The sequence below is a fragment of the Gardnerella sp. KA00390 genome (assembly GCF_049244075.1).
GTDB classification, from domain to species: Bacteria; Actinomycetota; Actinomycetes; order Actinomycetales; family Bifidobacteriaceae; genus Bifidobacterium; species Bifidobacterium vaginale.
Map to the genome: position 1 here is coordinate 1,245,667 of NZ_CP058372.1, position 12,589 is coordinate 1,258,255.

The 12,589-nt window shown below is 45.2% G+C and carries 9 protein-coding genes and 1 tRNA gene; 6 read left to right on the forward strand and 4 right to left on the reverse strand.

Translation table 11 applies throughout. The features are described from left to right. Positions 1-399: 399 nt before the first annotated feature. The 4 genes from HXT53_RS05005 to HXT53_RS05020 all read right to left on the reverse strand — a co-directional run bounded on the left by HXT53_RS05005 (position 400) and on the right by HXT53_RS05020 (position 6,040). Complete coding sequence (locus HXT53_RS05005; RefSeq protein ID WP_415698026.1) at positions 400-1,152, reverse strand: ABC transporter ATP-binding protein; 753 nt, start codon at positions 1,150-1,152, stop codon at positions 400-402. Position 1,153: 1 nt separating this feature from the next. Then, entirely contained in the window at positions 1,154-2,365 is a 1,212-nt protein-coding gene (locus HXT53_RS05010) for an FtsX-like permease family protein (RefSeq protein ID WP_415698025.1), read from the reverse strand. Positions 2,366-2,386: 21 nt separating this feature from the next. Continuing rightward, positions 2,387-2,821, reverse strand: a complete 435-nt coding sequence (locus HXT53_RS05015) for a DUF4418 family protein (protein WP_019261389.1) — start codon at positions 2,819-2,821, stop codon at positions 2,387-2,389. A 378-nt stretch (positions 2,822-3,199) separates the two neighbouring features. Continuing rightward, complete coding sequence (locus tag HXT53_RS05020; protein ID WP_410309808.1) at positions 3,200-6,040, reverse strand: ATP-dependent helicase; 2,841 nt, start codon at positions 6,038-6,040, stop codon at positions 3,200-3,202. A gap of 331 nt (positions 6,041-6,371) precedes the next feature. Between HXT53_RS05020 and HXT53_RS05025 the strand changes: the two genes are divergently transcribed. From HXT53_RS05025 to HXT53_RS05050, 6 genes are all read left to right on the forward strand, one after another. Beyond that, a complete protein-coding gene (locus HXT53_RS05025; protein ID WP_421780069.1) occupies positions 6,372-6,953 on the forward strand; it encodes a xanthine phosphoribosyltransferase in 582 nt (193 codons plus the stop codon). A gap of 222 nt (positions 6,954-7,175) precedes the next feature. Beyond that, positions 7,176-8,426, forward strand: coding sequence for a thiolase family protein (locus HXT53_RS05030; RefSeq protein WP_009994898.1), 1,251 nt, complete (start codon positions 7,176-7,178; stop codon positions 8,424-8,426). Between the two features lie 191 nt (positions 8,427-8,617). Next, positions 8,618-9,943 carry a hydroxymethylglutaryl-CoA reductase, degradative gene (locus HXT53_RS05035; RefSeq protein WP_421780072.1) on the forward strand — a complete coding sequence of 442 codons (1,326 nt, stop codon included), beginning with the start codon at positions 8,618-8,620 and terminating at the stop codon, positions 9,941-9,943. 144 nt (positions 9,944-10,087) lie between these two features. Then, positions 10,088-11,395, forward strand: a complete 1,308-nt coding sequence (locus HXT53_RS05040; protein ID WP_421780074.1) for a hydroxymethylglutaryl-CoA synthase — start codon at positions 10,088-10,090, stop codon at positions 11,393-11,395. Positions 11,396-11,577: 182 nt separating this feature from the next. Beyond that, positions 11,578-12,339: a Bax inhibitor-1/YccA family protein gene (locus tag HXT53_RS05045; protein ID WP_174142895.1), complete on the forward strand. Its 762-nt coding sequence runs from the start codon at positions 11,578-11,580 to the stop codon at positions 12,337-12,339. Between the two features lie 85 nt (positions 12,340-12,424). Next, positions 12,425-12,509, forward strand: a tRNA-Ser gene (locus HXT53_RS05050). Positions 12,510-12,589: the final 80 nt, after the last annotated feature.

Here is a 12,589-nt window from a genome sequence, read left to right on the forward strand (position 1 = left end):
GTTATCTGAACGGAACGTGAACCAAACATTTACGATTGTTCACGCTGAGCCGGCCTCTCCAGTGCTTCTTCGTGCTAACACACGAACGCGAAAGCATTAAAACGCTGAAATAACGCCATAATTCTTGCGCGCCGACCCACTGATGGGCTAAGGCTCCAGATAATGCCTACAAAAAATAGGCATCGTTCCTTATACTACTCCGCGGCGTAGAATACGAAACTGTGTACGCTTTTTGTACGTGATTTAGGTCAAATGTGGTACAAAGTGCGGAAATGGTTGACGCTTTTTGTTGCTCAAAACGCTAATTAAAGCTACAAAATGCGTCAATTTTTCCCGAGAATGTAGCTCAAACCAGTAAAAACAGCAACAAAAAGCGGAATATCGCTCACGCAACAAAGCTCAGTCACAGAGTGCACGAAGTATGCCAGAGTCCATTGTGTAAACACTGTTAGCGCTTGCAGCAACCGATTCATCGTGAGTAACGACTAAAACAGCCGCGCCAGAATCCGCACAATCGCGCAGCAGAGACACCACAGTTTGAGTGTTTTGCGAATCCAAATCGCCCGTAGGCTCATCCAACAGCAGTAAACGTGGGTTGTTAATCAAAGAGCGCGCAATCATAACGCGTCTCATTTCTCCGCCAGAAAGCTCACGTGGATAACAATGCGCAAGATCGTCCACGTTAAGTCGCTTAAGCAAATCCATAGCGAAGGAAGTCACATTCACACAATCTTCTGGATGAAGTTTTTCCGTAAAATCGCCTATTCGCTTAGAAGAAGCATCAAAAATCTTAACAGGCAAAATAACGTTATTTATCACATTCAAATTAGCAAGCAGCGTCTGCGATTGCGTAACAAAACCAATGTTTTTTGCGCGAATCGCAGAAATTTGCTCGTCGCTTATAGAAGGCAGTGAAATATTGCATCCAAAAATCGTAACGTTTCCACGCGTCGGCTTTAAAAGACCTGCAATCATGTTTAAAAGAGTAGATTTTCCATTGCCAGACTTGCCCACAATCGCAACAAAGTCGCCAGCTTTAAGCGAAAAATTAACATTGTCTACAGCAATAAACTTCCTATTTTTGCGTTTAAATTCGCGAGTGACATTTTTAAGATTTACTACTAAATCGTTACTAACAACTTTATTCGCCATTTTATTCGCCATCTCTTAAAGTCAAATACGCTTCCCTGCTTGCGATTCGCCCCACAATAATCGCAGAAGTTACCAAAACACTAGCGAGCGAAAACGCTACGGAAACTGCCGAAAGCGCGCACACAAACCAAACATTCGACTCCAAGTACGGCAGTTGCAACTGTTGAGAAATAACAACATTATATGGGAACAAAATAAGCGAAGCAAAAGCAACGCCAATCACGCCTCCGCCAAAACCAATCGCAGACGATTCACGCGCGACCATCTTTAGAAGCATGCTCTTATTGGCGCCCAAAATCCTAAGAGAAGCAAATTCCCTCTTGCGCTCCGATGTAGAAGATGCAAAAACGCACACAAGAATCAACACGCCCACAAGCCAAAACGCAAGAATGCCAAGAAAAATCGCCTTATTTAGCACCTCTAAGCTCTTTTTAGTCTGCTCGGTAATTCCGCCTGGAAAGACCACTCCAAGACTTTTAATTCCGCTAGTTTTACGAATATTTTCCGCAACTTTTTGAGCGCTAAAACCCTTGCTCACTTTTACAAGAACAGCGCTAACTGCCTTGCGCGCATATTTTGCAGGAATCGCAGTGTGCCCAACTTTAGAAGAATATTTAATAACCGCTGGAATCGTATCTCTGTTTACAAACACTGAGTTATCTAAGCTAGTGCCCGTTTTAGCAAGTTGCGCAACAATCGGCCATTCGTGCCCATACAAGCGAACAGTATTTTTGTAAGACACAAGCACGTTTGCGCCTGCAATCATCTGCCCTTTTTTAAGCTCGCTTTTGTGTTGCGAATAAATCCATGGCGCGATTACAAAGTCACTCGTAGGGTCAAAACCTATGATTTGCAACTTTTCTGCGCAGCATCCAGCAGATAGAGAAGATATGTAAGTTTGTACGCTTGCTTTTTCAACGCCTTTTGACTTTCGCACAAAATCCTCAATATTGTTCGTAAAGTAAAACGTGCTAGATCCGCCATTAGTTAGCAACGCTTCCGCACGATTGTAAGTGTTTTGCGGAATAACCATAATATCCGCGCCAAGACGAGCGCGCATACTACTTAAACCATTAGAAAGATTAAGTGAGATTAGCGAGCCGCCAAAAAACACTGCAGCTAAGCACGCGGAAACCACGATTAACGCGGCGGTTCTAAGCGGCTTTTGCTTTAGGTTTTCTAGCGGCAATCGCTTTAATGTAATAGTTCGCATAGTAAATTACTTAGATGCGCACTAGCAAGCAGACTTAGTATCGAGATACACGCTAACGGATGCAAACACCAACGCGAGTACAGATAACACAATCAACGTTGGACGCATAACAGATGCACAATGCATCATTGGGCTTTTGCAAACACCAATAAGGAACGTTGTAGTAGCAATCATAAACAGAGAGTTAGCGATTACAGCAATATTTAAGCCAGCACGAACGTGTTCTTTAACAAATAGCGCAATAATACCTAGAATTGCAATAACTACGCCAATTCCAATAGCCACGCGGCTGGTGTAGTAGCATGCCATAGGTTGCATCATCATAGGCATTTTAGACATTTTAGCCATTTTGTGCATGCCTCCAGTTGAGCATGGTTTTGCAAATGTCAATGGCGCTATAGCAATAAGAATTCCAAAAATAATTGCATGAAGCGATGCGAATAATTTGTTTTTCATAATAAATACCTCATTAAATCTAGTTATTATTTTTTAGTGTTGCTTTTTGTTTAATGCAACACGCTTTACGGCACTCACGTTTGCAAGCGCCACGCCTTTTAAAATCTCTTTATAAATACAATCGCAATGTTTAAGAGCTTAATCGACTTACTCTTGAGTCACGAATCTTACACATTTGCGGTTTCGTTTACTTCTATATTTTTCCTACTTTTATATTTTTTCGTATAGCTTAATAGAAAACAAGTCTTGAATATTTTGTTTTAGTGTATATAATCGCGCACTAGTTATAACAATATTACAATTAACAATTTAAAGTAATCTCCAATAGGATTCCATTATTTTAAGTGCAACATTTATAAAACGAAAAATTTTACAATTTTACAATTTCTCAATTGGTGCAACTCTTAACATGAGTCTTTTTACACCATCCGAACCAAAGTCAACTGTAATAATTGAGTTTCTTCCCTTGTCTTGCGTTTTAAGAACAGTTCCAAGACCGTAAGTGTCGTGCGAAATTTTATCGCCTTCATGAAAATCGTTGATATTTAAGTGATTGTCCTTTTCTTGCAAACCCTGTTTTTTATAAGACAATGATGATGCAGATGACTGCAAATTTGAAGTGAACGATTGATGCTGGTATGATGCACTCGATTTTCTGGCGATACGAGTGGTGACTTTGCCAGACTTTGAACCATACGATTTGCCATATGAATTGCCATATGAATTAGAGCCATAAGACTTTGAGCTATACGACTTGCCATAATGCGATTTTCTGTAACTCGATCCGCCGTAAGTGGTGTACGAATCGTCGTCCCAACCACCATCGCTTCCAAAATCGTCGGAGAAATCGCCAGCAAAATCGCGGTCAAAATCACTGCCCGCTCCCCTAAGCCCAGCACGCATAACATCTGCTTCCTTGCGCTTCCAAGAAATCAAATCGGCAGGAATCTCGTCCAAAAACTGGCTTTGGATCATTTCCGCTGACTTGCCCCATTGCGATCTCTCAGCCGCCCAAGTGACGTACAAAATCTTCTTAGCGCGAGTTATGCCAACGTATGCAAGACGACGCTCCTCGCAAAGCTCCTTTTGATTGTCAACACAGCGCGAATGAGGAAAAGTGCCCTGCTCCATTCCAGTCAAAAACACAACAGGATATTCCAAACCTTTAGCCGTGTGAAGCGTCATAAGCGTAACTTTTCCAGTATCTTCGCCCTGGTCTGGAAGCTGATCCGAATCCGCAACCAAAGCCGTAGTCTCCAAAAAACCAGCAACATTAGCATCAGGCGTATTCTGCTCATACTCGGCTGCAACCGATTGTAATTGAGACAAGTTATCTACTCTAAATTCGTCTTGAGGGTCCTTAGACTCTCGCAAATCCTGCAACAATCCGCTTTCGTTAAGCACGTTCTCTACAACCTTAGAAGGCTTGGAATCGTTAGCTTTCATAAAGTCAATAAGCGAAGTCATAAGATCCCTAAAACTCTTGAGCGCATTAAAAGTTCGAGATGAAATACCAATTTGTTCTGCAATCTTATCTATTTGACTAAGAGCAGACCAAAAACTTATAGAATTTTCTTTTGCATAAGACGTAATCTGCGACTCAGCGCGCGCACCAAGACCACGCTTTGGAACGTTTAAAATGCGGCGCATATTGACATCGTCATCAGGGTTTGCGATCGATTGCAAGTAAGCAAGCGCATCTTTGACTTCGCGGCGCTCGTAGAACTTAGTTCCGCCAACAAGTTGATAAGGCAAGCCCGACTTAATAAGCGCATCTTCTAAGCTTCGAGATTGCGAATTTGCGCGATACATAATCGCAATATCTGAGTAGTTTACGCCATCTTCGCCTGCCAAACGCGCGATTTCTTGAGCAACCCAAGAAGCTTCACCTTGCGCGTTATCTGCTACATAACCTACAATCGGCGAGCCTTTGCCTAAAGATGTCCACAACTTTTTAGGTTTTCGATTAGTGTTGTTGGAGATCACGGCATTTGCAGCATCCAAAATGGTTTGCGTAGAGCGATAATTCTGCTCCAACATAATTGTTGTAGCGCTTGGAAAATCCTGCTCAAAGTCTTGAATATTGCGAATATCTGCACCGCGGAAAGCGTAAATTGACTGGTCGGAATCGCCAACAACCGTGATTGAAGATTGCGGAAGTTGAGTGGAATCAGTGGAATAATCATCCACACCTGCAAGCTCACGAATCAACACGTATTGCGCGTGATTGGTATCCTGATATTCGTCAACCAAAATGTAACGGAACTTTCGCTTGTAATACGCGCTAACTTGCGGATTTTGGCGCAAAAGCTTAACCGTTAACATAATCAAATCGTCAAAATCAACAGCATTCGAAACGCTAAGCCTATTTTGATACTCCGCGTAAACAGCAGCATAAAGCGCATCAGCATTGCCAGCAGCATTAAAGCTAGATGCACCAGATACAGACGCGCCTGGCTTATAATCTGGTGCGTAATTTTTAAGATTTTCCTGCCAAGTAACCAAATTATTTTTGAAATCAGATATCTTAGACAATAAAAGTTTAGGCGTAAACTTTTTAATATCGATGTTCAATTCGGATGCGATTATTTTAACAAGACGCTCGCAATCGGAAGAATCGTAGATAGAAAAACCTGATTTTAAGCCGATTGAATCGCCATGAGCGCGAAGAATTTTAACGCAAGCGGAATGGAAAGTGGAAACCCACATGCTATTTGCACTATTGCCTATTAAGCTCGCCAAGCGCTCGCGCATCTCCGCAGCCGCTTTATTTGTAAACGTGATTGCAAGAATTTGGCTCGGCCACGCCTTGCGATTAGCCAAAATCCACGCGATTCGGCGCGTAAGAACACGCGTTTTGCCGCTGCCTGCGCCAGCTCCGATTAAAAGCGCTGGGCCAGTGTATTGAACAGCCTTGGATTGCTGTGGATTTAAGCCTTCTAAAAGCGATTGTGGGTTGATTTCAGGAATGTTGGAAGATTGTGCGGATGTTTGAGCGTATTGGGCAGCGGCAGAAGATTGAGCTGTTTGGGAAGATTGTACGGAATTTGAATATTTTGCGGAAAAATCGCCAGCAACCGTAGAAGCAGAAACTTCGCTCGTCATGTCTTTATTAATAGGTGCATCGCTAATAGGAGCATTGCTAATAGAAGCATCGCTCTGCTCGTCGGCATCTTCTGGATTGCCAAACAAATCAAAATCGTAACCGTACTTGCTCAAAAGCCCCTCACTCCCGTGTTCCAAATCGCAAAAATTAAACTCTAACCAATTTTAACGAACGGCAGCCAAACACAAATCGTGCGTTTTGCACGGCGACGATTTCGAGCTACAAAATACGGAATCACCTTCCGCTTTTTGTAGTCCAACACGCCACGAATCGCTACAAAACCCGTCGTCTTTTTCCGCTTTTTGTTGTTCAACACGCTGCCCAGAGCTACAAAATGCGCGGGCGCTACGGCAGGTTGGCGCGCAAAGTGAGTCAAAGCTGGGGGTAAGCTATACAAATACACGCTACACACGCAAAACACGGCGCAATTTGAAAGGAATAATCGTGCAAGAACTTGAAGAACGTATCCAAAAAGAAGGCATTGTTAAGCCAGGAAATGTTTTGAAAGTTGACGCATTCCTTAACCACCAGTGCGATTGCGCGCTTTTTGACGCAATGGGAGCTGCATGGGCGCAGCATTTTAAAAACACGCAAATCAACAAAATCCTAACAATCGAGTCTTCGGGAATCGGAATCGCGTGCGTTGCTGCGCGTCATTTTGGCAACGTTCCAGTGGTTTTTGCAAAGAAAGCGCAATCAATCAACTTGGATGGCGATCAATACGTGTCTACCGTATTCTCGTTCACAAAGCAACGCGAATTCCCTGTAATTGTGTCTAGAAAATATTTGAGCGCAGACGACCGCGTTTTAATTTTGGACGATTTTTTGGCTAATGGCAAAGCTTTGCAAGGGTTGATTGACATTTGCGATCACGCTGGAGCCACGGTTGCTGGCATTGGCATTGCGATTGAAAAAGGCTTCCAAGGCGGCGGAGATGCGTTGCGCGAAGCTGGATATGACTTGGATTCGCTGGCGATTGTGGAGTCGATGGATCCTAACGATGGGTCAATCACCTTCCGCAAATAGACTAGTCAATGTGATTGTGCGCAAATTGTGAAAAAATTAAACATAATTCTTCACAAATCGCAATTTTGCGTAAAAATACGATAAAGTAGTTCGGTTGGTGTTTGAAACCTATTACTCTAAATGTGCTAGCTTTCAACATGCAATTTTTAATAATTTTCAATAAGATAGCTTGATCAAGATAGCTTTAATCGGCTAGTTTTCAACTGATTGGCGGCTAAACGTATGAGTGATGTTGTGATTGTAAGCGCAGCGCGCACACCGATAGGAAAATTCGGAGGCGCGTTGAAATCGCTCACATCTGTTGAGTTAGGAACAATCGCAGCAAAAGCCGCAATCGAACGCGCAAAAATCAGTCCAAAATCTGTAGATCAAGCGATTTTTGGCAACGTACTTCAAGCAGGCAGCGGTCAAAACGTTGCGCGCCAAATCGCCCTTAGCTCGGGGCTTGACGAGTCAAGTTGCGCAATGACAATCAACGAAGTTTGCGGATCTGGTCTTAAAGCCATTCGCCTTGCGCAATCTGCGATTTGCATGGGAGATGCAAAAGTGGTAGTTGCTGGAGGCACGGAAAGCATGAGCAACGTGCCGTTTTACGCGCAAAACGTGCGATTTGGTGGCCTTCGCTACGGCAACAGCGCACTGGTTGATGGACTAAAAAAAGACGGACTTTGTGACGCTTTTACTGGCAAAGAAATGGGAGTTACTGCCGAAAACGTGGCCGCGAAGTTTGGCATAACGCGCAAGCAGCAAGACGCTTTTGCGTTAAAATCGCACCAGAAAGCCGTTTTCGCGCAAAATAACGGCGATTTTGACGCGGAGATTGCACCCGTGCAGCTTTTGGACGGAACTGTGATTAACAGAGACGAGCATCCGCGCGCCAACACTTCTATAGAGAAGCTTTCTAAGCTTAAAACGTTGTTTGAGGCGGATTTTGACAGGTGCGAAACTGGTGGAATGCGCGAGGCAGATGAAACTCGTGAGGCGTATTCTGGAGCAAAACACTCGCCTACTGTGACAGCCGGAAATGCAAGCGGCATCAACGACGGCTCAGCAGCACTCGTCTTAATGAGCAAAGACTACGCAATCGCGCACGGAATCGACTATTTGGCAGAAATCGTAGGATTTGCAGAAGGTGGAATCAGTCCAGACCTTATGGGCTACGCGCCAAAACACGTTATGGAGCGCATGCTAAAAAACACGGGCTACACCGTTGAAAACATTGACCTTTTTGAGATTAACGAAGCGTTTGCCGCACAAAGCATAGCCGTGTGCCAGCAGCTGAACATCAACGAAAGCAAACTGAACATAAGAGGCGGCGCGATTGCGCTCGGGCATCCTTTGGGCGCTAGCGGAGCCAGGATTTTAACAACACTTCTTTACGCACTTAGAGACAATCACATGCAAAACGGTGTTGCAGCTCTGTGCGTGGGAGGCGGAATTGGAGTGAGCATGCAAGTTAGGATGCGAAAGTAGACGTGTGATAGACGTGCACGTGTTGTGACACGCGCGAAGTAAGTCGCAGAACGCATACGGAGTGTTGTGATACGCGCGGTTGCTGGCGGTGAATGTGGCGGTTGCCGGCGACTTGAATAGCGTCAATAGCGTCAAAGCAACATTGCAAAAGTGAAAATCGCGAAAATGACGTCAAAAAAAAATGGAGAAACATGGCAGCTTTTCGAGAATTAAGCGTAGAACAGCGCATAAAAACGCTGGAATCAGAAGGCACGCTTAGCGGCGATTACACGCAACTTCTGCTCGCACAACTCGCGCAAAGCAGCGAAACAAACATTCCTGCAAGCGTTGCAAACAGCATGATCGAAAACCAAATCGGGCGATTCAGCCTGCCAGTAGGCGTTGTGCGCGGCCTAAAAGTAAACGGAGTTATGCAAAACGTGCTGATGGCTACAGAAGAGCCATCCGTAATCGCTGCCGCATGCAACGGTGCAAAAATCGCAGCAAAAAGCCTAGAAAACGGCGTTGTAGCACACAGCGCACATTACGTTACGCGCGCACAAATAGTTTTTGAAGACGCGGACGGAAGCGTAGCCAAAAAACTAGATAGCATAATGCGTAATGAGTCAAAACGCACGGCGATTAGTGAGGTTGCGCGCTCCGCACACCCATCAATATACCAACGCGGCGGCGGATTAGAACGCGCGCAGGCGGCGGCGTTAACAGGCTTCGCCAAGCTAACACTAGACATAAACGCATGCGACGCAATGGGAGCAAACATAGCAAACACCATTGGCGAAGCTGTTAAAACCCAGCTGGAAAGCTGGGTTGGACGCAAGGCGCTGGTGGCAATTCTTGCCAACTCCAGCCGCGCGGCAACAGTCGCCGAAGTGCGCATACCCGTAGAAGCGCTTGTGACTAGCGCAAAAACAGCCGCGGCTGGAGATGCCGACGGCATGCGCCTTGCGCGCCGCATCGCCGCCTTAAGCTCCCTGGCCGCCGTAGACGCGGAGCGTGCTGCAACCCACAACAAAGGAATCCTAAATGGAATAGTTGCAGCAGCACTCGTATCTGGCAACGACACGCGCGCATTACAAGCCGCCGCACACGAATGGGCAGCAAAATCTGGTCGTTACATGCCTCTTTCAACCTGGACCTTGCAAAATTCAGGTCAAATCCTTTACGGTCGCATCGAAATCCCGTTGCAAATCGGCACAGTGGGCGGCGCAATCGCCTCGCTCCCAATGTCAAAAGTCGCGCTGCAAGTTTCTAAAGTCAATAACGCCAATGATTTCCGTAACGTTCTAGCAGCCGTAGGACTCGTGCAAAACCTGGCGGCTCTTCGCGCACTCGCAGGTCCTGGAATCCAGGCGGGTCATATGCGCCTTCAAGCCGCAAATATCGCTATAGCATCTGGGGCGCGCGGAGACGAAATTCAAAAAGTTGTGCACGCGCTTCTAAACGAAAATTCTTCCGATTTAAACACGAATTCTGCAAGGATGATTCTTGATAATTTGCGAAAAGACAAAAATACTTAGAGTTTAAAATGATAATTACACGTGTTACTCGGTTAACTGCGACTTCCTTCTGTTTGGGATAAGTCGCCAGCAACCACGCCGTAAAATTTACACCACTAAAATCGTCCTTAAAAAAAAATCGCCTTAAAAAAAAAATAGGAAATCATGAGCAATACTTCAAAAAACACGCCAAAAGTCGGAATCGACCGCATAACTTTCGCAACTCCAAATTGCTATCTAAGCATGCGCGACCTTGCGATTGAGCGCGGAATAGACCCGAACAAATTCACAATCGGAATCGGTCAAAGCCAACAGGCAGTGCCACCAAACCACCAAGACATCGTAACACTTGGCGCTCAAGCTGCTCTGCCGCTTATGCAGTACATCGACAGCAACCGCCTCAAAATGGTGATCGTTGGCACAGAAAGCGGCGTCGACGCCAGCAAATCCAGCGCGCTTTATATTCACAAACTTCTAAACCTTAGCTCGTGGGTGCGCTGCGTGGAAGTAAAAGAAGCGTGTTATGGCGGAACTGCGGCGCTTATGATGGCTCGTGACTACGTTTTGACGCATCCTGGCGCGCAAGTTTTGGTGATTGCTGCAGACATTGCGCGCTACGGCGTTGGCACTCCTGGCGAGGTGACGCAAGGCGCTGGTGCTGTGGCGATGCTTGTAAGCGAGAATCCACACGTGTTGCAAATCAACGACGACAGCGTTGTAAAATCGGCGGAAATCCAGGATTTTTGGCGTCCCGTATATCAAAGCACGGCGTTGGCTCGCGGAAAGTTTTCAACCGAACAATACATTCGCATGTTCTGCGACGTGTGGCAGCGGTACAGTGCGGAAAACGCCTGCAATTTCAACGATTTTGAGGCGATTTGCTTCCATCTTCCATACACAAAAATGGGGCTTAAAGCGCTTCGAGCTGGGTTGGAGGAAAAGTCGAGCGCGCCTATTACAAGCGATACGCGCGAACGTCTTCTTGCGCGATACCAAGACAGCACACAATATAGTCGCCGAATCGGTAATATTTACACTGGTTCACTCTATTTAGGATTAATTTCTTTACTTGATTACGATTATTTTAAGAATTTTGACGATTCTGCGGTTGATGGCGATAGTGAGGTTTCTTGCGACTTATCTTCCGCAACACACACAAACGAATCGCCGACATGCCTGTCTCCTTTACTCCCAGGTCAAAAAATCGGCTTGTTCTCCTACGGTTCTGGCGCTGTAGCAGAATTCTTTAGCGCAACACTTGTTCCAGACTGGCGTAGCGCGCTGTTTTCTAATCAGCACTTAAAGTCGCTAAACAATCGCACGCAATTAAGCGTTTCGCAATACGAGGAGATGTTTAACAGCGCAGCGCCTTATTCTCCGCAGGATTTTATAAGCAGCCAGAAGAATCGAAGTGACGCGCGATTCGTACTTGACTCCATCGCATCTCAAGAGCGTAACTATCGTTCTATCTAGTCTCTCCGCATTTTGTAGCTCAAAACCACGTCTCAAACAACAAAAAGCGGAGTTAATTGACGCACTTTGTTGTCAATATTTTGATATTGCGCGTTTCGTACAAATGTACTATAATCAAATTTTCAAGGGTTTATATAGTTGTATAGAGTTATACAGAGTCTTACAGAATTTTAGGAGGATTTATGGGAGATTTTGGAAATTTTAACGGCAATTATGCTGGCAATTTTGCGCAAAACCCAACAATTGTAGACGCGCAGGCTACTTATGTGCGCGAGCATGCTGAGCGCGTGAGCGTGCGTCGCGTTTACGCAGAGATGACCGTTGGCTTAATAGTTACAACGCTTGTGGCAATGTTTACACAAAGTACGGGTGCGCTTTACTCTTACTTGTATGCTACGGGTCGATTTGGATTCTTCGGCATTATTATTGCGCAAGTGGTGCTTGCTGTTGTTCTTGGAATGCGCGTTATGAAAATGAGCGTTTTTGCTGCGCGTGCGATGTTCTATGTATATGCTGCGCTTACTGGCTTTACGCTTAGTACGATTTTTACTGTGTTTAGTCTCGGCTCTATTGCAATGGTTTTGGCTTTAACTGCTGGATTCTTCCTGTGCCTTACAATGCTTGCGCTCACTACAAAAGTGAATATGCTTAAGGCTGGCCCGATTCTTATGGTGGCTTTGCTGGTGTTGTGCGTGAGTCAGGTAATTCTTATGTTTGTTGCTCCAAGTGCTGGAACAATGCGATTTATTGCTGCGATTGCAGTGCTGATTTTTGCAGGTCTTACGGCTTACGATGCACAGAAAACTCGTGCGATTTTTGAAGCGTATGCTGATCAGCCAAAAATGATTAAACGTATTTCGATTATTTGCGCGTTTAATCTTTATTTGGACTTCATCAACATGTTTGTGTACTTGCTGGAGTTGCTGGGAAATAGGCGCGACTAGATACGAGTATGTGCGTTTTTCCTGGGGATTATGGTAGGCTATTCGCTTGTGTGATTGATGTGCATATTGCGTAGCAATCACACATGGATGGGTGTCCGAGCGGTCTAAGGAGACGGTCTTGAAAACCGTTGTAGGGAAACCTACCGCGAGTTCGAATCTCGCCTCATCCGCGAATAGGGTTTCTAGCAAATCGCTAGAAGCCCTTTTTTGTTCTTTCCATTTATAACAACAAAAAGCGGAAGATTTTCCC

What these genes read in the sequence shown, in the direction of transcription:
- HXT53_RS05005 (WP_415698026.1), bottom strand. Translation starts at nt 1,152, where the DNA reads ATGGCGAATAAAGTTGTTAGTAACGATTTAGTAGTAAATCTTAAAAAT.
- HXT53_RS05010 (WP_415698025.1), bottom strand. Translation starts at nt 2,365, where the DNA reads ATGCGAACTATTACATTAAAGCGATTGCCGCTAGAAAACCTAAAGCAA.
- HXT53_RS05015 (WP_019261389.1), bottom strand. Translation starts at nt 2,821, where the DNA reads ATGAAAAACAAATTATTCGCATCGCTTCATGCAATTATTTTTGGAATT.
- HXT53_RS05030 (WP_009994898.1), top strand. Translation starts at nt 7,176, where the DNA reads ATGAGTGATGTTGTGATTGTAAGCGCAGCGCGCACACCGATAGGAAAA.
- HXT53_RS05035 (WP_421780072.1), top strand. Translation starts at nt 8,618, where the DNA reads ATGGCAGCTTTTCGAGAATTAAGCGTAGAACAGCGCATAAAAACGCTG.
- HXT53_RS05040 (WP_421780074.1), top strand. Translation starts at nt 10,088, where the DNA reads ATGAGCAATACTTCAAAAAACACGCCAAAAGTCGGAATCGACCGCATA.
- HXT53_RS05045 (WP_174142895.1), top strand. Translation starts at nt 11,578, where the DNA reads ATGGGAGATTTTGGAAATTTTAACGGCAATTATGCTGGCAATTTTGCG.